Origin of the sequence: uncultured Jannaschia sp. (genome assembly GCF_947494055.1) — a bacterium.
Lineage (GTDB): Bacteria > Pseudomonadota > Alphaproteobacteria > Rhodobacterales > Rhodobacteraceae > Jannaschia.
The window spans coordinates 65865-85043 of the sequence record NZ_CANLTR010000007.1 but is presented as its reverse complement, the minus strand read 5'-3'; the positions used below and the strand labels follow the sequence as shown (position 1 = coordinate 85043).

Annotated in this window: 19 protein-coding genes and 1 tRNA gene; 9 read left to right on the top strand and 11 right to left on the bottom strand. The window is 67.8% G+C overall.

The features are described from left to right. Nucleotides 1-8: 8 nt before the first annotated feature. The 3 genes from Q1A87_RS09180 to fabI are packed head-to-tail and all read right to left on the bottom strand — an operon-like array spanning nt 9 to nt 2082. Nucleotides 9-623, bottom strand: coding sequence for a LysE family transporter (locus Q1A87_RS09180; RefSeq protein WP_299650093.1), 615 nt, complete (start codon nt 621-623; stop codon nt 9-11). Then, nucleotides 620-1234, bottom strand: coding sequence for a LysE family transporter (locus tag Q1A87_RS09175; RefSeq protein ID WP_299650090.1), 615 nt, complete (start codon nt 1232-1234; stop codon nt 620-622). Before Q1A87_RS09175 ends, Q1A87_RS09180 begins: the two co-directional genes overlap by 4 nt. Beyond that, complete coding sequence (gene fabI / locus Q1A87_RS09170; protein ID WP_299650087.1) at nt 1234-2082, bottom strand: enoyl-ACP reductase FabI; 849 nt, start codon at nt 2080-2082, stop codon at nt 1234-1236. The genes Q1A87_RS09175 and fabI overlap by 1 nt, the downstream gene beginning before the upstream one ends. A gap of 79 nt (nt 2083-2161) precedes the next feature. Here fabI and pdxH point away from each other — a divergent pair, with 79 nt between their 5' ends. From pdxH to Q1A87_RS09150, 4 genes are all read left to right on the top strand, one after another. Beyond that, the gene (pdxH, locus tag Q1A87_RS09165) at nt 2162-2779 is read left to right on the top strand and encodes a pyridoxamine 5'-phosphate oxidase (protein WP_299650084.1); all 618 of its coding nucleotides are present in this window, start codon (nt 2162-2164) and stop codon (nt 2777-2779) included. Nucleotides 2780-2934: 155 nt separating this feature from the next. Continuing rightward, nucleotides 2935-3471: a cold shock domain-containing protein gene (locus tag Q1A87_RS09160; protein ID WP_299650081.1), complete on the top strand. Its 537-nt coding sequence runs from the start codon at nt 2935-2937 to the stop codon at nt 3469-3471. Continuing rightward, a complete protein-coding gene (locus Q1A87_RS09155) occupies nt 3450-3935 on the top strand; it encodes a DUF192 domain-containing protein (protein WP_299650078.1) in 486 nt (161 codons plus the stop codon). The genes Q1A87_RS09160 and Q1A87_RS09155 overlap by 22 nt, the downstream gene beginning before the upstream one ends. A 40-nt stretch (nt 3936-3975) precedes the next feature. Next, nucleotides 3976-4052 (top strand) — tRNA-Pro (locus tag Q1A87_RS09150). A 15-nt stretch (nt 4053-4067) separates the two neighbouring features. On the opposite strand, the gene Q1A87_RS09145 is transcribed toward Q1A87_RS09150, so the two are convergent. After that, nucleotides 4068-5030 (bottom strand): SPFH domain-containing protein, encoded by a 963-nt coding sequence (locus Q1A87_RS09145; RefSeq protein WP_299650076.1) that lies wholly within the window; start codon nt 5028-5030, stop codon nt 4068-4070. Between the two features lie 534 nt (nt 5031-5564). On the opposite strand from Q1A87_RS09145, the gene Q1A87_RS09140 reads away from it, so the two are divergent. Together Q1A87_RS09140 and Q1A87_RS09135 are read left to right on the top strand one after the other, a co-directional pair. Then, nucleotides 5565-9233, top strand: coding sequence for a vitamin B12-dependent ribonucleotide reductase (locus Q1A87_RS09140; protein WP_299650073.1), 3669 nt, complete (start codon nt 5565-5567; stop codon nt 9231-9233). 154 nt (nt 9234-9387) lie between these two features. Continuing rightward, nucleotides 9388-10740 carry a VPLPA-CTERM sorting domain-containing protein gene (locus tag Q1A87_RS09135; protein ID WP_299650070.1) on the top strand — a complete coding sequence of 451 codons (1353 nt, stop codon included), beginning with the start codon at nt 9388-9390 and terminating at the stop codon, nt 10738-10740. Between the two features lie 85 nt (nt 10741-10825). Here the strand turns inward: Q1A87_RS09135 and Q1A87_RS09130 are convergent, their stop codons facing one another. The 5 genes from Q1A87_RS09130 to Q1A87_RS09110 form a co-directional block, all read right to left on the bottom strand. Further along, nucleotides 10826-11740: a CAP domain-containing protein gene (locus tag Q1A87_RS09130; protein WP_299650067.1), complete on the bottom strand. Its 915-nt coding sequence runs from the start codon at nt 11738-11740 to the stop codon at nt 10826-10828. A gap of 91 nt (nt 11741-11831) precedes the next feature. After that, a complete protein-coding gene (locus tag Q1A87_RS09125) occupies nt 11832-13145 on the bottom strand; it encodes an HlyC/CorC family transporter (RefSeq protein WP_299650064.1) in 1314 nt (437 codons plus the stop codon). 21 nt (nt 13146-13166) lie between these two features. Then, a complete protein-coding gene (locus Q1A87_RS09120) occupies nt 13167-14090 on the bottom strand; it encodes a site-specific tyrosine recombinase XerD (RefSeq protein ID WP_299650273.1) in 924 nt (307 codons plus the stop codon). Nucleotides 14091-14101: 11 nt separating this feature from the next. Next, complete coding sequence (locus Q1A87_RS09115) at nt 14102-15604, bottom strand: hypothetical protein (protein WP_299650061.1); 1503 nt, start codon at nt 15602-15604, stop codon at nt 14102-14104. Then, entirely contained in the window at nt 15594-15722 is a 129-nt protein-coding gene (locus Q1A87_RS09110; RefSeq protein WP_299650058.1) for a hypothetical protein, read from the bottom strand. The genes Q1A87_RS09115 and Q1A87_RS09110 overlap by 11 nt, the downstream gene beginning before the upstream one ends. Nucleotides 15723-15817: 95 nt before the next feature. Between Q1A87_RS09110 and Q1A87_RS09105 the strand changes: the two genes are divergently transcribed. Genes Q1A87_RS09105 through Q1A87_RS09095 form a run of 3 tightly spaced genes read left to right on the top strand, consistent with a single transcriptional unit; the run spans nt 15818 to nt 18652 of the window. Continuing rightward, nucleotides 15818-16390 (top strand): shikimate kinase, encoded by a 573-nt coding sequence (locus Q1A87_RS09105; RefSeq protein ID WP_299650270.1) that lies wholly within the window; start codon nt 15818-15820, stop codon nt 16388-16390. Then, nucleotides 16387-17481 carry a 3-dehydroquinate synthase gene (aroB, locus tag Q1A87_RS09100; RefSeq protein ID WP_299650055.1) on the top strand — a complete coding sequence of 365 codons (1095 nt, stop codon included), beginning with the start codon at nt 16387-16389 and terminating at the stop codon, nt 17479-17481. The genes Q1A87_RS09105 and aroB overlap by 4 nt, the downstream gene beginning before the upstream one ends. Nucleotides 17482-17521: 40 nt before the next feature. Beyond that, nucleotides 17522-18652 (top strand): mechanosensitive ion channel domain-containing protein, encoded by a 1131-nt coding sequence (locus Q1A87_RS09095; RefSeq protein ID WP_299650052.1) that lies wholly within the window; start codon nt 17522-17524, stop codon nt 18650-18652. Nucleotides 18653-18692: 40 nt separating this feature from the next. On the opposite strand, the gene Q1A87_RS09090 is transcribed toward Q1A87_RS09095, so the two are convergent. Together Q1A87_RS09090 and Q1A87_RS09085 are read right to left on the bottom strand one after the other, a co-directional pair. Then, a complete protein-coding gene (locus tag Q1A87_RS09090; RefSeq protein WP_299650049.1) occupies nt 18693-18944 on the bottom strand; it encodes a ribbon-helix-helix domain-containing protein in 252 nt (83 codons plus the stop codon). Further along, on the bottom strand, nt 18941-19177 hold the full coding sequence (locus Q1A87_RS09085) for a DUF4169 family protein (protein WP_299650046.1): 237 nt from the start codon (nt 19175-19177) through the stop codon (nt 18941-18943). The genes Q1A87_RS09090 and Q1A87_RS09085 overlap by 4 nt, the downstream gene beginning before the upstream one ends. Nucleotides 19178-19179: the final 2 nt, after the last annotated feature.

Here is a 19179-nt window from a genome sequence, read left to right as displayed (position 1 = left end):
AGGACCTCTCAGGGAATGGCGAAACGGAGACCGAGCGCGCCGAGCGCGACGCCAAGCCCGCGGTCGAGGACGGTCTTGAGCCGGGCATAGGCGGCGCGGGCACGGGGCAGGGAGAAGACACGGGCGACGACGACGTACCACGCCGCCTCGACCCAGAGGATGTTCAGGAGGACGACCGCCTTCTCCCACGGTAACGCCGTTGCGGGGACGAGGCCGACGAAGACCGCGCCGAAGAAGATCGCGGGCTTCGGGTTGGCCAGCATGGCGAGCAGGCCGAGGCGGATAGCAGAGGCGAGCCCGCGCGGCGCCGCGTCGGGGTCGATGACCGGAAGGGGGTCGGGCGCGTGCCGCCACATTCGCACCGCGAGCCAGACGAGGAACAGCCCGCCCGCGACCTTCATCGCCGTGAAGAGGAGCGGCAGGGTCTCGAGCACCAGCGACAGGCCGAGAATTGCGGCGGCGGCCCAGACGAAGGCGCCGAGCCCGAAGCCGAGCGCGAGGCCGAGGGCGGGTCGGAACCCTTCGGCCGCCGCCGTTCGCACCGCGAGCACGAAGGCCTGACCCGGCGAGATCGCGGCAGCGAGATGGATCGCGGCGACGCCGAGGAAGGCGAACGGACTCACGACGCCACCAGAAGCCGCAGGCCGAGGGCGCCGAGTACGAGCCCCATGGCGCGCATCAGGATCGGCTTGGCCGCGAGGTATCTGTCCCGCACCGCATCGCGCGACACGAGCGTCGAGAGGGTGGCGTAGACCACGATCTCGAGGACGATGTGGTCGAGCGTGACGAGGAGCATGGCGGCGGTGCCGAGGTTCGGCGGGAAGATCAGGAGGAGGACGCCGACGGAGAAGAGGATCGACTTCGAATTGCCGAGATTGAGAAGGAACCCCCGCAGGAAGGCGCGGCGGGGCGAGGCGGGTGGCGTGTCCGCGATCGGGCGGGTCGCGTGGCGCCAGGTCTGGATCGCGAAGGCGAGGACGAGCAGGCCGCCGCCGATCTTCATCGACGTGTAGACGAACGGATAGGCGTCGAAGATCGCCTCGAGCCCGAACAGCGCCGCCAGCGTCCACAGGCCGGCCGTCACGGCGAGCCCGATCCCGGTCACGATGCCTTCGCGCTGTCCGCCGCGCAGCGCGGCCTGCAGGCAGACGAGGAAGGCCGGTCCGGGCGCCGCGACCGCGAAGAACAACGCCGCATTGAAGGCGATCAGATGGCCGGCGGTGAGCCCGTCCATCAGCCCTTGGGCGCCGCCACCGGCTCCGCCTCGCCGCCCGAACGCTTGTCGAGCGTGATGTCGGGCGCCTCCACGTTCTTCATGCCGACGACGTGGTAGCCCGCATCGACATGGTGGATCGTTCCCGTGACCGCCGAGGACAGGTCGGAGAGAAGGTACATCGCCGACTGGCCCACCTCGTCGATGGTGACAGTGCGGCGCAGCGGCGAATTGTACTCGTTCCACTTCATGATGTAGCGGAAGTCGCCGATCCCCGACGCGGCGAGCGTCTTGATCGTGCCCGCCGAGATGGCGTTCACGCGGATCCCGTCGCGCCCGAGGTCCTCGGCGAGATACTGCACCGAGCATTCCAGTGCCGCCTTCGCGAGCCCCATGACGTTGTAATGCGGCATGACCTTCTCGGCGCCGTAATAGGTCAGGGTCAGGGCCGAGCCGCCGCTCTTCATCATCTTCTCGGCGCGCTGCAGCACGGCCGTGAAGGAATAGACAGAGATGTTCATGGTCTTGAGGAAGTTGTCGAGCGAGGTGTCGAGGTAGCGTCCCCGGAGCTCGGACTTGTCGGAGAAGCCGATCGCGTGGACGATGAAGTCGAGATTGTCCCAATGCGTGCCGAGTTCCGTGAACATCGCGTCGATCGAGGCGCCGTCGCCCACGTCGCAGGGCAGGACGATATTACTGCCGACCTGACCCGCGAGCGGCGCGACGCGCTTCTTCAATGCCTCGCCCTGATAGCTGAAGGCGAGTTCCGCGCCCTGTTCCGCGCAGGCCTTGGCGATACCCCATGCGATGGATTTCTCGTTGGCAAGCCCCATGATGAGCCCGCGCTTGCCGTCCATGATCCCCGCCATCGGCCCCCCGCCTGCAACTTGTCTTGCGCCCGGCAATAGGCGAAAGGCCAGGATGCGGCAAGGGAAGCGGGGCAGCGGGATGGCGCCAAGGCTTGAAGGCATATTCGAGGGGGACGATCCGGTCGCCATCGCGGCGCGCTGGCTCGAGGAAGCGCACGGGACGGAGCCGAACGATCCGAACGCCATCGCCCTCGCCACCGTGGATGCCGACGGTATGCCCAACGTGCGCATGGTGCTGCTGAAGGAGATCGAGCGCGATCCCGGCGCCTTCGTCTTCTACACGAACTTCGAGGGCACCAAGGGACGCGAGATCGAAGCGAGCGGCAAGGCGGCCTTCGTCATGCACTGGAAGTCCCTGCGTCGGCAGGTCCGCGTCCGTGGGACCGTCGAACGCGTGGAGGATGCGCAGGCAGACGCGTATTACCGATCGCGCTCGCTGCAATCGCGTCTGGGCGCTTGGGCGTCGCGGCAATCGCGGCCTCTGGAGAGCCGGGCGGCCCTGATGGCGGAGGTCGCCAAGGTGACGGCGGTGAAGGGTCCGAACCCGGACCGGCCACCATTCTGGGGCGGGTTTCGTATCCGGCCGCTGGAGATCGAACTCTGGGCGGACGGCGCGTTCCGCCTGCACGACCGATTCCGGTTCGTGCGAGCCACTGCGGAAACCAGCAACTGGACCGTAGACCGGCTCAATCCCTGACAGCCGATAAGTCCAGGCGGATCGCTCGGCCGGATCTCGCCGTTCAATCTGACGTTGCGGCGGAAACGCCGTCGGACGCGCCCTGTACCTTGATCCCGGGCATTGGATTTTTAATTCACCATCAAGGTGAAAGAACAAGAGCAGACAAGCATACGATGATAAGTAACAGTGCCGACCTATCCGTCGAAGATCACGACGCGGCCCCCGTCATCGAGGGCGAAGTCAAGTGGTTCGATGCACAGCGCGGTTTCGGTTTCGTCGTGTCCGACGACGTCGACCGCGACGTGTTGCTTCACGTCAACGTCCTGCGCAATTTCGGGCAGTCCTCGGTGAGCGACGGCTCGCATATCCGCCTGACGTATCAGGCCGGCGACCGGGGGCTCCAAGCGGTCGAGGTTCTGGCGATCGAAGCGCCGGAATTGGACGCGGATACGGCGCCCGAATACCTTCAGCCGATCCCGGCGGACCTGCCCTATCTGCCGGCCCGCGTGAAATGGTTCGACCGGGCCAAGGGCTTCGGCTTCGCGAACGCGTTCGGCACGCAGGACGACATCTTCGTCCATATGGAGGTCCTGCGGCGCTTCGGCCTTGCGGATCTTGCACCCGGGGAGGCAATCTGCATTCGCGCGCTGGACGGTGCGCGGGGACGATTGGCCGTCGAGGTGCGCAGATGGGAAGACTACACCGCCTGAACGCGGTCCTGTTCGGGCTCGGATTGATCTGGGCGGCCGTACCGGTCTTCGCGCAGGGTTGTTCGGAGAATGCCGTCGACGTGCGCGGGGAGTTCGGCAAGGTGCGTTTCCGCGTCGAGCTGGCCCTTACGCCCGAGGAACAGGCGCGCGGCCTCATGTTCCGCGAAGAGATGGCGCAACTCGCCGGGATGCTCTTCGTCTACCCGTCTGAGCGCAGCGTCTCCTTCTGGATGCGCAACACGCTGATCCCGCTCGATATGGTCTTCATCGACGCGGAGGGGCAGGTCGTCCGGGTCCACGAGAATGCGGTCCCCCTCGACGAGACGGCCATTCCGGCCGGGACGCCGACGCTCGCCGTGCTGGAGATCAACGGCGGGCTGGCGCGGCGCCTCGGGATCGATGCGGGCGATGAGGTGCGCAGTCCCGCGCTGCCGCAGGACACGGCCGTCTGGCCCTGCGAGTAGGTCTTTCCCCGCGCGTTGCGCGCTGCTAGAGCGCGGATGTCGGGGCGTGGCGCAGTCTGGTAGCGCACCTGTTTTGGGTACAGGGGGTCGTGAGTTCGAATCTCGCCGCCCCGACCATCGCAAGCTGGAAGATCAGCCGCCGTTCGGGGCGCGGCGATGCGGGCCGTCCGACGTGCGGTCGCGGGGCCTCGCGCGCGCATCTTCGGGCAACGCCTCCGCCATCATCCCCATCAGCGCGGGGTCGGACCCGCCGCGTGCTGCCGAGCCGGCCACGAAGACAACTCGCCCGCCGTCGCTGGCTGCATCACGAACGGCTTCCATCTCGTTGACGGATGTGAAGAAGACCAGCGCCTCGGCGGGCGAGAGACCGGTCGTGCCGACGAAGTTCTCCAACGCCTCGGCATTGCCCTCGGCGATGGTCTTGCGGAACTGCGACCAGGCCGCGCCTTTGATCTCGAGGCTCTGGCCCTCCGCGTTGGCCTTGGCGACGGCCAGCCGACGCGCGGCCTCGCCCTCGTTCTCGGCGGCCTCCTTCAGACGCTGCGAGGCGATCACGCGGTCGAAGGCCTCGCGGAGTTGCTGGCTGGGCTGGGGGTCGTCGACGAGGACGTTCTCGATCCGGAAGCCGAAGGACGTCATGCGTTCCTTCAGGGTCGATTCCACGTCCTGTTCGAAATTGTCCCGACTGCGGAACAGCTCGTCGAAGGTCAGGCCCGACGCGGTCGAGCGGACCTGGTTCACGACGTAGGAGCGGATCTGCGATTCGGGGTCGTCGAGCTTGTAGAACGCCTGCTCGGCCCCGTTGTCGCTGACGCGATACTGGACGCGGATCGGCACGGTGACGAAGGCGTTGTCGCTCGACTTCACGGTAACTTCCTCCGCGATCTCCATAATCTTGAGAGAGAAGTTCGACGAGGCCGTCTGGATCGGCCAAGGCAGCTTCGCCGATAGCCCGGCGCCCCGGACGGAGGAGAATTTGCCGAAGGTCTCGACGATCTTCACGTGCTGCTGACTGGTGATGACGATCATCGACGGAACCAGCGCGAGCAATGCGACGCCGAGGACGAGCCACAGGATGGCGGTGGTTTCGATCATGGTCTGTCTCCCGTCGTGAACTCTCTGATGCACATGGGTCACAATGCCGGAAAACCCAGCGGCCGGGACAATCGGTAGCGGGTGACGTCGAGCGTGATCGTAAGGGCCCGGATCGGGCGCTTCGCCGGAAACGACTTATCCACAGAAAATCTCGGGCGCATGCCACCCCCGGATGGCAGCCCGGGTCTGTGGACGGTTCGGTGTGCGGGATGCGGTTCGGCCAAGCCACGTTGACGATCCGAATGCTTCACAGGCTGTGACTCCTGTGGATCGTTTTTGTCGAAGCGGACCGGCGGGCCGAATTCCACTTCACCATTCGATTTTATTAACCCTCGAATCCTTGACGATGGATCTAGGCGCACTCTAATTTGTGATCCTAGCGGTGCACGACACCAGATGTAGTGCCGTAGCCGATGGGAAGATGGATCACGGAATGGGTCGGCATGCCCGCGGGGCGTGCGGTCGCGGTGCGCCCCGGCGCCGGGACTCCGACTGATTTCGCCGGTCCGCAACCAGACAGATCAGGAGGCGGCCATGCGGCTCGAGCGGAAATTCACGGAAAGCGGACAGGATGCCTACGCGGCGCTGACCTTCACGACGACGACAAGCGAGATCCGCAATCCCGACGGACGCGCCGTGTTCAAGCTCGATGACGTCGAAGTGCCCAAGGGCTGGAGCCAGGTCGCCTCCGACGTCATCGCACAGAAGTACTTCCGCAAGGCCGGCGTCGCAGCACGCCTGAAGCGCGTTCCGGAAAAGGGCGTGCCCGAGTTCCTCTGGCGCTCCATCCCCGACGAAGCGGCGCTGGCCGAACTGCCCGAGGCGGAGCGCTTCGGTGGAGAAACCTCCTCGAAGCAGGTCTTCGACCGGCTCGCCGGGGCCTGGGCCTATTGGGGCTGGAAGGGCGGCTACTTTTCGACCGAAGATGACGCGCGCACTTACTTCGACGAGATGCGCGTGATGCTCGCCCGGCAGATGGCCGCGCCGAACTCGCCGCAATGGTTCAACACCGGCTTGCACTGGGCCTACGGCATCGATGGCCCGGCGCAGGGGCACCACTACGTCGACCCGCAGACCGGCAAGCTCGTCCGCTCCAAGTCGTCCTACGAGCATCCGCAGCCGCATGCCTGCTTCATTCAGTCCGTCTCCGACGACCTCGTCAATGACGGCGGCATCATGGATCTCTGGGTCCGCGAGGCGCGGCTCTTCAAGTACGGCTCCGGCACCGGCACGAACTTCTCGTCGCTCCGCGCCGAGGGCGAGGCGCTGTCGGGCGGCGGCAAGTCCTCCGGCCTGATGGGGTTCCTGCGGATCGGCGACCGCGCGGCGGGCGCGATCAAGTCCGGCGGCACGACGCGTCGGGCGGCCAAGATGGTCATCGTCGACATGGACCACCCGGACATCGAATCCTTCATCGACTGGAAGGTAATCGAGGAGCAGAAGGTCGCGGCCCTCGTTGCCGGCTCGAAGGCGCATCAGGCGCAGCTCACGAAGGTCATGGAAGCGGTCCGCGCCTGGGACGGCGCCCTGACCGACGCGACCGATCCGAACGTGAACGAGACGCTGAAATCGGTGATCCGCGACGCCAAGAAGCAGATGATCCCCGAAGCCTACATCATGCGCGTCCTGCAATACGCCGCGCAGGGCTACGACAGCATCGAGTTCCCGGTTTACGACACTGACTGGGACAGCGAAGCCTACAACACCGTCTCCGGCCAGAACTCCAACAACTCGGTGCGGGTAACGAACGCTTTCCTCTACGCGGTCGAGAAGGACGCGGACTGGGAGTTGACCAACCGTACCGACGGCCGCGTCGCCAGGACCGTGAAGGCACGAGACCTGTGGGACAAGGTGGGCCACGCCGCCTGGGCCTGCGCCGATCCGGGCATCCAGTTCCACGACACCGTCAACGACTGGCACACCTGCCCCGAGGACGGGGCAATCCGCGGCTCGAACCCGTGCTCGGAATACATGTTCCTCGACGACACGGCCTGTAACCTCGCCTCGTTGAACCTGCTCAAGTTCCTGCGGGAGGACGGCTCCTTCGACCACGAAGGCTACGTCCATGCCTGCCGGTTCTGGACCATCACGCTCGAGATCTCGGTGGCGATGGCGCAGTTCCCGTCAAAGGAGATCGCGCAGCGCAGCTACGATTTCCGCACGCTGGGCCTCGGCTACGCCAATATCGGCGGGCTTCTGATGAACATGGGGCTGGGCTACGACTCGCGCGAGGGCCGGGCGCTCTGCGGCGCGCTGACGGCGGTGATGACCGGCACGTCCTACGCGACCTCGGCCGAAATGGCCGGCGAGCTCGGGCCGTTCCCGGGCTACGGGAAGAACGCCGCGCACATGCTGCGGGTGATGCGCAATCACCGAAACGCGGCGAAGGGTCGGACGGAGGGCTACGAGAGCCTCGCCGTGAACCCGGTGGCGCTCGATATCGCGGGCTGTCCCGACGGGCGGCTGCCGGAACTGGCCGCCAAGATCTGGGACGACGTGGTGGCCCAGGGCGAGGCCCACGGCTTCCGCAATGCGCAGGCCACCGTGATCGCGCCCACTGGCACGATCGGGCTCGTCATGGATTGCGACACGACGGGGATCGAGCCGGACTTCGCGCTGGTGAAGTTCAAGAAGCTGGCCGGCGGCGGCTACTTCAAGATCATCAACCAGTCGGTGCCCGCCGCGCTGCGCAAGCTGGGCTACGGCGAGGCGCAGATCGGCGAGATCATCGGCTACGCCGTCGGCCACGCCTCGCTCGGCAACGCGCCCGGCATCAACCACACGGCGCTGATCGGTCACGGCTTCGGCAAGGCGGAGCTCGACAAGATCGAGGCCGCGCTGCCCTCGGCCTTCGACATCCGCTTCGTCTTCAACCAGTGGACGCTGGGCGAGCGGTTCTGCACCGAGACGCTGGGCATTCCGGCGGCGAAGCTGAACGACCCGACCTTCGACCTGCTGCGGCATCTCGGCTTCTCCAAGGCGGAGGTCGAGGCGGCGAACGACCATGTCTGCGGAACGATGACGCTGGAGGGCGCGCCGGGCCTGAAGCCGGAGCATTTGCCGGTCTTCGACTGCGCCAATCCCTGCGGCAAGAAGGGCCGCCGGTTCCTGTCGGTCGAGAGCCACATCCACATGATGGCCGCCGCGCAGAGCTTCATTTCGGGCGCGATCTCGAAGACGATCAACATGCCGAACGCGGCGACGATCGAGGATTGCAAGGCGGCCTACGAGCTTTCCTGGTCGCTCGGCGTGAAGGCCAACGCGCTCTACCGCGACGGCTCGAAACTCTCGCAACCTCTCGCCGCCTCGCTCGTCGAGGATGACGACGAGGCCGCGGAGGTGCTGGAGAGCGGTTCCCCCGCCGCAAAGGCGCAGACGCTGGCCGAGAAGGTGGTCGAGAAGATCATCGTCAAGGAGGTCGTGCGCAGCCACCGCGAGAAGATGCCGGAGCGCCGCAAGGGCTACACCCAGAAGGCGGTCGTGGGCGGCCACAAGGTCTATCTGCGGACCGGCGAATATGCCGACGGCAATCTCGGCGAGATCTTCATCGACATGCACAAGGAGGGCGCGGGCTTCCGGGCGATGATGAACAACTTCGCCATCGCCATCTCGGTGGGCCTCCAATACGGCGTGCCGCTCGAGGAGTTCGTGGACGCCTTCACCTTCACCAAGTTCGAGCCCGCGGGCATGGTGCAGGGCAACGACTCGATCAAGAACGCGACGTCGGTGCTCGACTACATCTTCCGCGAGCTGGCCGTCAGCTATCTCGACCGGGAGGACCTTGCGCATGTGAAGCCGCAGGGGACGACCTTCGACTCGATCGGCGAGGCGGAGGCGGCCAAGGCGGTGGACGGCAACGTCGCCCCGGTCGAGCGTTCGGCGGCGTCGAAGTCGCTGGAGGTCATCAAGTCCGTGACCTCCTCGGGCTACCTCCGCAAGCGCCTGCCGAGCGGCCTTGTTGCGCTCCGGGGCGGGGCGGACCGTGTCGCGGCGGAACTCGCGCGGAACGGGGGCGAAACGATGACGGTCTCCCAGTCCGAGACCTCGACAATCGCCATGACCACGAGCCTCGACCCACGCGCGAAGGCCAAGATGCAGGGCTACGAGGGCGAGGCCTGCGGCGAATGCGGTAATTACACGTTGGTCCGCAACGGCACCTGCATGAAGTGCAACACCTGCGGCGGGACGTCCGGCTGTAGCTGATCCGAACTGCGAGGGCGGGCGTTCCGATGTCCCGCCCTCACGGAATCCCTGCTCGGTGCGTGCGGCGCAACACCTTGCAGACCGTCACGAAAGTATCGCTTCCCCTGCGGAAATTGTGGGGTACGGTCTCCGCGAAACCTGGGGGAGATCACGAATGAACCATCTCGCATACACGACCGCGATCATCGCCGTGGCGGCGGCCGGGCCGCTGGCGGCGGAAAACAGGATCGACGGGCAGTCGGCCGACGCGCCCGACCTCGCGGCCTATGGCAATCTGCCGGTGGGCGTGCGTCAGATCGAGCTCGTGCACGAGAACCAGATCGACATCCTGGCCATCGACCCCGAGGGCGAACGGCCGGCGGAGCTGCCGCGTTACGACCGTCCGCTGACGGTGGAGATGTGGTATCCGGCGGCGCAGAACGCGACCGGGGACACCTCGATCCGGACCTTCCTGCGCGACGGCGAGACCGAGATCACGCTGGAAGGGCGCGCGATGCGCGACGCCGCGCCGGCCGCGACGGGGGCGGAATACCCCCTCGTCCTGCTCAGCCACGGCTATCCCGGCAACCGGTTCCTGATGTCGCATCTTGGCGAGAATCTCGCCTCCAAGGGCTACGTCGTCGCGTCGATCGACCACACGGATTCGACCTACCGGACACAGGCGGCCTTCGGCTCGACGCTCGTGAACCGGCCGCTCGACCAGCTCTTCGTCCTCGACGAGATGGCACGACTGAACGCGGATGCGAACTTCGACCTCACCGGCATGATCGACACGGACAATGCCGGGCTCATCGGCTATTCGATGGGCGGCTACGGGGCGGTCATCACCGCGGGCGGCGGCGTGACGGAGGAGTCGGTGGACTTCTCCTTCGGCGCGCCGCAGGGCACGCTCGGCATCCATGTCGCCGGCAGCGAAACGCACGAGGCGCTGCCCGATCCGCGCATCAAGACCGCCGTCGCGATCGGCCCCTGGGGGAAGAACCGGGACTTCTGGGACGCGGAGGGGTTGGCCGGCATCGAGATACCGATGCTCTTCATCGCCGGCTCCGACGATCAGGTGTCGCTCTACGAGGAGGGCGTGCGCGAGATCTGGGAGGGTGCCACAGGCGTGGATCGGTCACTGCTGACCTTCGAAGGCGGCAGTCACAACACCGCCGCGCCGATTCCCGCGCCGGAGGAAAGCTTCGCGGCGGGCGTCTCGGGCCATTACACCGACGAGGTCTGGGACACGGTGTTCATGAACAACGTCGCCCAGCACTTCACCACGGCCTGGTTCGACGCCGCGCTGAAAGGCGACGCGGGCGCGGAGAGCTTCCTGCAGCTTCCGGTCTTCGGCAGCGAGGGCTGGACCGGGTTCGACGCGGGCACGGCCGACGGTCTGAGCTACGAAGTCCTGCAAGCCGAAGTTGCGCCGTCGCCGGTGCCGCTGCCGGCCTCGGCCTGGCTGCTCGGCCTCGCGGTCGGCGGTCTCGGCATGATCCGCGCCCGCCGCAGTCGGACCGCTTAGGCGCCGCGGGCGTCGTTCGCGGGGCGACACGGGGACGAATGGCGCGCGATCGGCCGTGTCAGCCGGTCGCGCTCGGATTGGGCCGTCAGTCGCGCCCGCCGAACACGGCGACCACCGTCGCGCGGCCGTTCTCCTGCGTCGCCGCGGCGAAGCCGAGATAGCTTGCGCCGTCGCCGCCGAACGGTGCCTCCGCTTCTGACGAGGCCCAGTCCTCGACGAAGGCTTCTACCTCCTCCGAAGAGAGAGCCGACCCCGACCCGCCGCGGCTGGCGCTGCGGACCGACATGCTCGTCCAGCCGGTCGCGTCCGCAGGGAGCAGGCCGAAGAGGTCGTCGGGCAACGCGCCGTCCGACGCCACCGACTCGCGCAGACGCATGGCCACCGTGTTGAGCGCTGGACTTGCTTCGAGCGGGGCGAGGTCGTGCTCCGCGCGTCGGGCGTTCACCGCCTCGAGCGCGGCGCTCCGGATGCCGTCCGCGTCGAGCGGCGTGCCGCCGTCGTCCGCGCCGGGGCCAGCGAAGGTCTGCACCGCATGGATCTCGTCCCCCTCACCGGCGATCCCGAAGCCGAACCGGTCGAAACCTTCGGAGAGGATGTTCTCGCGATGACCGGGGCTCTGCATCCATCCGGTCTGGAAGGCCTCGACGCGGGACATGTTGGCGGGCGGGGTGCAGCCCGAGCACATGGCGATGTTCTCGCCGGTGAGCGACCATCGGCTGCCCCCGGCGGCGAGAAACCGGTCGAGCGGCGTCGTCCCGTCGGGGGCGACATGCGCGTAATAGTCCTCCGCAACCATGTCCGTCGCATGGCCCTGCGCCGCGTCGTCCAGTATCGCGTCGGCGCGCAGCGTCGAGAGCCCGGCCTCGTCCCGGGCCTCGTTGACGAGGTCGAGGGCGCGAGTACGGAGCTCATCGAGCCGTTCACTCTCCTGCGCGCCGGCCGGATAGGTGCAGGACCAGATCGCGAGCGCGGCCAGTCCCCGGGCAATGGCTTGGGTCAAGGTGGGTCTCCTCTCGGCTTCGACTCCATGGACCAACCAGCGCTCCTGCGCTCCCGTTCCTTCAGGCCCCTGCGGCGCGGCGGAGAGGGGATCAGGCGAGCTTGCGGATGCGCAGCTGCGTGATGCGGTTGGCCTCCCGCTCCGCCACCTCGAAGCGGAAGCCGTGGAAGCTGAAGACCTGCCCCGTCGTCGGGATCGTCTGCGCCTCGTGGATGACGAGGCCCGCGACGGTATTCGCCTCCTCGTCCGGCAGGCTCCAGTCGGTCGCGCGGTTCAGGTCGCGGATCGTCATCTGGCCGTCGATCACGTAAGTCCCGTCCGGTTCGGGCTCGACCACCGGGGCGTCGGGCTGGTCGTACTCGTCGGTGATCTCGCCCACGATCTCCTCGAGGATGTCCTCGAGCGTGATGAGGCCCTGCAGGGCGCCGTATTCGTCCACGACGAGCGCGAAATGCGTGTGCCGCTTCAGGAACTCCCGCATCTGGTCGTCGAGCGTCGTGGTCTCGGGGATGAAGTAGGGCTTCATCATCACCTCGGTCACGCGCAGCTTCTCGACCGCGTCGACCCCGCCGCCCTCTTGCCGGACCATCCGGTCGATCGCCCGCAGCAGGTCCTTGGAATGAAGTACGCCGATGATGTTCTCCGGCTCGTCGCGATAGACGGGCAGGCGGGTGTGCCGGCTGGCGAGGCACTGATCGAGGATCTCGGCCGGCGCGCTCGCGACGTCGATCATCTCGATGCCGGAGCGGTGGAGCATGATTTCCTCCACGAAGCGTTCGCCCAGGTCGAGCGCGCCGAGCAGCCGGTCGCGATCCTCCTTCTCGACGCCCCCCTCGGTATGGCCGAGCGTGATGGCGCCCACGATTTCTTCGTGTGCGGACATGATGTTTGTGTCCGGATCGGTATCGACGCCGAAGAGCCGCAGGACGCCGCGCACGAGCTTGCGGACGGCGTAGACGACCGGCGAGAAGAGCCGGATGACGATCGAGATCGGCGGCGCCACGAGGCTCGCCGCGCGCTCGGGATTGGTGATCGCGTAGGTCTTGGGCAGCACTTCCGCGAAGATGAGCACGAGAAGCGTCATGACCAGCGTCGCGATCGCCACGCCCCCGTCGCCGAACAACGTGGTGAAGAGCGCGGTCGCGAGCGAGGCGGCGAGGATGTTGACGATGTTGTTGCCGAGCAGGACCGAACCGATGAGGCGTTCGCTGTCCTCCGTGACCTTCAGCGCGCGAGCTGCCGTGCTGCTGCCCTTGTCGGCCTGGCTGCGCAGCTTCCCCCGGCTTGCCGCGGTGAGCGCCGTCTCGGAGCCGGAGAAGAACGCCGACAATGCGAGAAGCACGAGGATGGCCAGCGCCGTCCCGACGGTGGCGCCCCAGTTGAAGGTTTCGATCGACTGTTCCATCGTCGGGTTATGGGCGCAGCGTCAGGGCCCTTCAAGCGGATCCGGTTTGGCGAGCGGGTGATGCGTAAGCACGAGTTCGCGCAGTCGCGTCTCGAGGACATGGGTGTAGATCTCTGTCGTCGAGATATCCGAATGGCCCAGCATCGCCTGGATGGCCCGCAGGTCCGCGCCGCCCGACAGCAAGTGGGTCGCGAAGGCGTGGCGCAGGACGTGCGGGCTGACCCGCGCGGGGTCGAGCCCGGCATGGGCGGCCAAGAGCTTCAGGCGGGAATGGAACCAGATGCGGGTAAAATGCCCCGACTTGCCACGCGACGGAAACAGGTGGGGGGATGGCGGCACCCCCTTCGCCAACCGCGCCGCCGCCTCGTCCTCGTCCCGGCGGACGAGCCATACGGTCAGCGCGGCCCGCGCGGCGGGAGAGAGCGGAACCATCCGTTCCTTGCCCCCCTTGCCGCGGACGAGGAGCATCCGCGGATCGCCCCGGGCCGCGGAAACGGGCAAGCCGACGAGCTCGCTCACGCGCATGCCCGTCGCGTAGAGAAGCTGCATCAGGCACGTGTCGCGCAGTCGCTCGGTCTCCGTACGCCCCATCTCTTCGGCCGCGTCGAGAAGCGCATCGACCTCCGCCTCGGTCAGCGTCTTGGGCAGGCTCTTGGGCTTGGCGGGTCCGGTGATGCGGATCGACGGGTCGTCCTGACGCAACCCCTCGTCGTAGGCGAAGCGGTAGAGGCCGCGGATCGCTGCAAGCCGTCGGGCCCGGGTCGAGGCCGCGAGCCCGGCCGCTTCACAGGCGATCAGGTAGGCCTCGATCTCGCCCCGTGTCGCACTCTCGGGATCGCGGCCCTTCGCACGCAGATGGGCGAGGTAATCCGTCAGGTCGCGGCGATAGGCGAGCAGCGAGTTCAGCGCGGCCCCCCGCTCGGCCGCCTGCGCCTCGAGGAACATCTCGACCCAGTTCACAACAGCAGCATCTGCAGCGCGATCCGCCGCGCCATGTCCTCGTGGCCGACGGACCGCAGGAAGGCCAGACCGCGCGCAACCTCCCGGGGATCGCTCTCCGACCCCGCGGCCAGCGAACGCGCCACCTGCAGCAGCGCCTCGCCCAGCCGTCCGTCCGATGCGAGTTGCACGAGCTCCTCGGGCGCGGCGTCGGCGAACCCGTCGGCCACGGCGCGTGCGAGCGCGTCCGCCGGCGGGTCGTCCGGAACCTCGCCCCGCGCGACGGCGACGGCGAGGCGGCTACGCTCGTCGGACGCGGCGGGGACCGCGACCGCTCCGTAGGCGGGCGACAGGAGTCCGACCCGAACCGCGAGATCGGCCGTCTCGCCCTCGAGCGGGAGCGTGGCCAGACGCTCCCCGAAGAGCGCCGCGAAGGGCACCAGAAGCCGGGCGGCCTCCATCCGTTCGACCGCGTCGGGCAACGCGTCCGCGACCGCCTCCATGTCGCCGGCGAGCAGCGCCTGGTCGAGCGCCTGCACCGCCGCCGCGCGGTCCCAGACCCCGCCCGATGCGGCCGGCCGGCGCTCCGTATAGAGCGCGAGCAGTCGGTTCGGGTCCAACGCCTGTGCCCGGGTCAGCCGCTCCGCCGCCTCGATCTGCGCCTTCCACCCGGTCGTCGTGCGCAGATCGGCGGCTGCAAAGGCGAGGGGCAGCGGCTGCGTGGGGGGCGCCTCGCCGATCCCGTCGAGCAGGCGGAAGCCCAGGGGCGTCATCGGATCGGGGGGAGGGGGAGGCGGCAGGAGCTCGGAACTCTCGGGGTCGAGGAAATGCGCGAGCAGCGCGTAATCCGGCTCCGACACCGCGCCCAGCGCCCGACCGGTATCGAGCGAAAGCCACGCCGCCGCCCAGTCGCCGGTGCGCGACAGACAGAAGATGCGCGCGGGCAGGGTCGGCGCGACACCCGGATTGGCATTCATCGCGTCGCAGGCCCGTGCGTCGTAGCCCGTCAGCAGCGAGACGTCGAACCAGCGGCGGAATGCCTCCGCATCCGTCGCGCCCGCCCGTTCCAGAAGCGCCTGCGCCTGTTCCAGCGCGCCGAAGCGCAGGAGCGCGTCGACGCGGGCGAAGAACAGCGCATCCCCGTCGGTCGCGGCGGCGGGCGGGTCGAGCTCGGCAAGAAGCAGCATCAGCACCAGATCCTGCACCGCCGGGAGCGCGTCCGTCGGCAGATCGGCGATCCGTTTCGCTACGCGCTCCGGGTCGGATCCCGCGAAGGCATCCCGCGGCAGGCCGGTCACGCTGGCGGGCAGGAGGCCGACCGCGTCGCGGCGGGTGCCGCCGAGCGGCGTCGTGCTGATCGGCGTGCCGGCCAGCGGGGTCGCCTCCGGCTCCGGCGGCCCGGCCTGCGGCGCGCGAAGGCTGTCGGAGAGCCACGGGATCGCCGAGGCCGGTGCGTCCGTCTGCGCGGCAGCCGGTCCCGTCAGCCCGAGCAGGACCGCGAGAAGCATCTCAGCCCGCATCGATCTGGATCGTCTCGTTGATCGGCGCCGTCTCCGGCTCGAGGAGGTACGAGTATCCCCAAAGTCCGAGCGTTCCGAGGATCAGGAGGATAAGGAGATACTTGAGGAACCGGAGCATGCTCGCCTTCAGCGTTATCGTTGCATCCATTGTGGCGGCCCGAGATATAGATGGCAATCGTGGCGGCGTCAGGGCAGGGAGGGGCGGTGCAGCAGATGGGCAACAAGGTGCCGGGGATCGTGACGGCCGAGCGGGGGCTCCGGCTGACCCGTCCGGTCGCGCTCGTGGGCATGATGGGCTCGGGCAAGACCGCCGTCGGCACTGCCCTGGCCGTGCGCCTTCGCGTGCCGTTCCGCGACACCGACGAGGAGATGGTCACAGCGGCGCGCATGACCATCCCCGAGATCTTCGAGCGCGATGGTGAGGCGTTCTTCCGGCGGCGGGAGACGGAGGTGCTGCAGCGATTGCTGGCCGCGGGGCCCGGCATCCTCTCGACCGGAGGCGGCGCGTTCCTGCGGGCCGAGAACCGCGAGGCCATCAGCCGTCTGGGCGTGTCGGTCTGGCTTCGTGCGGATGGCGAGTTGCTGTGGAACCGCGTGCGCCACAAGACGACACGTCCGCTTCTGATGACCGGCGATCCGAAGGCGACGTTGTTCGCGCTTCTCGAAGACCGAACGCCGGCTTATGCCGAAGCCGATCTGAACGTCGAGACCGATCCGCATGTCTCGATCGCGGGAATGACCGACCGGGTAATCGTCACGCTCGAGCGGGCGGGGGTGCTGGCATGAGCGACGTGGTGCATGTCGATCTGGGCACTCGGGCCTACGACGTGCATGTCGGCCAGGGCCTGATGGCGCGAGCGGGCGATCTGATCGGACCGCATCTGCGGCGCTCGCGCGTTTTCGTCCTGACGGAAAAGCGGGTCGCGGCGCATCATCTCGTCGCCCTGCGGGCCGGTCTGGGCGCGATCGAGGCGTCGGCCCTCGCGCTCCCGCCGGGGGAGGGGACGAAAGGCTGGGCCGGGCTCACGCAGGCGGTCGAATGGCTGCTCGATCAACGTTGCGAGCGTGGCGACGTCGTGGTGGCGCTCGGCGGGGGCGTGATCGGCGATCTGGCGGGCTTCGCGGCCGCGATCCTGCGCCGAGGCGTGCGTTTCGTGCAGGTACCGACGTCGCTTCTGGCACAGGTCGACAGCTCGGTCGGCGGCAAGACCGGGATCAACACGCGGCACGGCAAGAACCTCGTCGGCGCGTTCCACCAGCCGAGCCTCGTGCTGGCCGACGTGGACCTGCTGACGACGCTGCCCGCGCGCGATTTTCGGGCAGGCTATGGCGAGGTGATGAAGTACGGACTGCTGGGGGACGCCGCGTTCTTCGGCTGGCTCGAGAAGAATGCCGCTGACCTGGAGACGGACGCGGAGCTGCGGGTCGAGGCCGTGCGCCGCTCGGTCGCGATGAAGGCCGATATCGTGCGCCGAGACGAGACCGAACAGGGGGATCGCGCGCTTCTCAACCTCGGCCACACGTTTGGACACGCGCTCGAGGCCGCGACGGGCTATTCCGACCGGCTGCTCCACGGCGAGGGCGTCGCCATCGGCTGCGCGCTGGCCTTCGACCTCTCGGCGCGGCTCGGCCTCTGCGCGCAGGAAGTGCCGAGCCGGGTGCGCGGGCATCTGCAGGCGATGGGTCTGCCGCGCGACCTGCGCGACATTTCCGGCGACCTGCCCGACGCGGCGGCGCTGCTCGATCTGATGGGACAGGACAAGAAGGTCGTCGATGGGCGGCTGCGTTTCATCCTTGCGCGCGAAATCGGCGATGCCTTCGTGACCGACGCCGTTCCAGCCGCCGACGTGCGCGCCGTGCTCGAAGCCTCCGCCTGAGCGGTTGCATCGTCGCGCCGCGCTGCGGCAATGATGGCGCATGAACGATCTCCTGGCGCAACTTACGGCCTTCCGGGCCGAGTTTTCCCCCCTCCTCGAGCCGTTGGCGAAACTGCTCGGCGCGATCGCCGTGGCGGTGATGATCCATGCGGCGATCTTCGCATTCCTCCAACGTGGTATGTTGCAGGAAGACACGTTCCTGACCCGCTTCCTGCACCGCGCGCGACGACCCTTGCGACTGGCCCTCGCGCTTCTGGCGATCGCGCTCGTCACGCGGAGCCTGACCTTCCCCGACCGGCTGGCCGCGATCCTCGGGCACGGCGTGCTGATCGCGATCATCGTCCTCATCGGCTGGAGCGTGATGGTGGTCATGGACCTGCTGACCGAACGCTCGCTCAGGCATCACCGGCTCGACACGGCCGACAACCTGATGGCGCGGAAGTTTCTGACGCAGGTGCGCATTCTGCGGCAGGCGGTGACGATCGTGACGGTGTTGCTGACCGTCGCGGCGGTGTTGATGACCTTCGAGGGCGTGCGCCGCTACGGCGTGTCCCTCTTCGCCTCGGCCGGTGCCGCGGGATTGGTGGTTGGTCTGGCGGCACGCCCCGTCCTCTCCAACCTGATCGCCGGCATCCAGATCGCGCTGACGCAGCCGATCCGGATCGACGATGTGGTTGTGGTCGAAGGCGAATGGGGCTGGATCGAAGAGATCTTCGCGACCTTCGTCGTGGTCCGCATCTGGGATTGGCGTCGGCTCGTGGTGCCGCTGTCCTACTTCATCGAGCAGCCGTTCCAGAACTGGACCCGTCAGAACGCGACGATCATGGGGTCGGTGTTCTGGTATGTCGACTACACGATGCCGGTCGAGGAAATGCGCGCCGAAGTCGAGCGCATCATCCGGGCGAGTCCTCGCTGGGACGGCAAGGTGGCGAACCTGCAGGTGGTCGAGACGGACAAGGAGGTCATGCAGTTGCGCGCGCTGATGTCGTCGCACGATTCGCCGACGAACTGGGACCTGCGCTGCGAGGTGCGCGAGAAGATCATCGGCTGGATTCAATCGACGCATCCGGCGTCGCTGCCGCGTCTGCGGGCCGAGATGGTGGCAGGAGACGGCGCGTCCCTGTCGGGGCACCCGTCGGAGGCCGCGCCGCGACCGGTCGGGTCGGCTTGACACCGTCGTGATTTAAGACGTTCGGGCCCGACGCTGCCGATCAGCGGTATTGCGAGAAGCTCACGCGATCGACCTGGGACCGGAGATCCCGCAACACGGCGACGCGGATGGCCGAGGCGAGGCCGGCGCTGACGCCCCGGTCCCGGTCGATCCGCGCTGCCAGAGCGTTGACCGACAGGCCCTGAGACTTTGCCATGCTCTGGAACTCGCACCAGAAGGCGTCCTCCAGCGAGACCGAGGTCCGGTGGCCGTGCAAGGTCAAGGACCGCTTGCGGGGCCGCAGGTCGGTCATGCGATGTCGGGCCCGTCATCCTCCGGCGGCGCGTCGCGGCGATGGGCGTCTAGATCGCGACGGACCTTGTCGTTCTCCGCTTCGGTCCGGACGCGCTCCTCCTTGGTCCGCCCGTGCTTCGCCGAATTGGCGTCCGCCTCGGCCCGCTTCGCATCGCGGGCGCGCGACTTGCGGACGCGGGCGAGGTTGACGACCTTGCCGCCCGTTCCGTTCCCGCGCGCGTCCGATGTCACAG

Bases quoted from the DNA above. Each gene is read 5' to 3' on its own strand.
- Q1A87_RS09145 (WP_299650076.1), bottom strand. From the start codon at position 5,030: ATGATCGAAACCACCGCCATCCTGTGGCTCGTCCTCGGCGTCGCATTG.
- aroB (WP_299650055.1), top strand. From the start codon at position 16,387: ATGAGCGACGTGGTGCATGTCGATCTGGGCACTCGGGCCTACGACGTG.
- Q1A87_RS09095 (WP_299650052.1), top strand. From the start codon at position 17,522: ATGAACGATCTCCTGGCGCAACTTACGGCCTTCCGGGCCGAGTTTTCC.
- Q1A87_RS09115 (WP_299650061.1), bottom strand. From the start codon at position 15,604: ATGCGGGCTGAGATGCTTCTCGCGGTCCTGCTCGGGCTGACGGGACCG.
- Q1A87_RS09175 (WP_299650090.1), bottom strand. From the start codon at position 1,234: ATGGACGGGCTCACCGCCGGCCATCTGATCGCCTTCAATGCGGCGTTG.
- fabI (WP_299650087.1), bottom strand. From the start codon at position 2,082: ATGGCGGGGATCATGGACGGCAAGCGCGGGCTCATCATGGGGCTTGCC.
- Q1A87_RS09135 (WP_299650070.1), top strand. From the start codon at position 9,388: ATGAACCATCTCGCATACACGACCGCGATCATCGCCGTGGCGGCGGCC.
- Q1A87_RS09140 (WP_299650073.1), top strand. From the start codon at position 5,565: ATGCGGCTCGAGCGGAAATTCACGGAAAGCGGACAGGATGCCTACGCG.
- pdxH (WP_299650084.1), top strand. From the start codon at position 2,162: ATGGCGCCAAGGCTTGAAGGCATATTCGAGGGGGACGATCCGGTCGCC.
- Q1A87_RS09155 (WP_299650078.1), top strand. From the start codon at position 3,450: ATGGGAAGACTACACCGCCTGAACGCGGTCCTGTTCGGGCTCGGATTG.
- Q1A87_RS09125 (WP_299650064.1), bottom strand. From the start codon at position 13,145: ATGGAACAGTCGATCGAAACCTTCAACTGGGGCGCCACCGTCGGGACG.
- Q1A87_RS09090 (WP_299650049.1), bottom strand. From the start codon at position 18,944: ATGACCGACCTGCGGCCCCGCAAGCGGTCCTTGACCTTGCACGGCCAC.
- Q1A87_RS09105 (WP_299650270.1), top strand. From the start codon at position 15,818: ATGGGCAACAAGGTGCCGGGGATCGTGACGGCCGAGCGGGGGCTCCGG.
- Q1A87_RS09160 (WP_299650081.1), top strand. From the start codon at position 2,935: ATGATAAGTAACAGTGCCGACCTATCCGTCGAAGATCACGACGCGGCC.
- Q1A87_RS09120 (WP_299650273.1), bottom strand. From the start codon at position 14,090: ATGTTCCTCGAGGCGCAGGCGGCCGAGCGGGGGGCCGCGCTGAACTCG.
- Q1A87_RS09110 (WP_299650058.1), bottom strand. From the start codon at position 15,722: ATGCTCCGGTTCCTCAAGTATCTCCTTATCCTCCTGATCCTCGGAACG.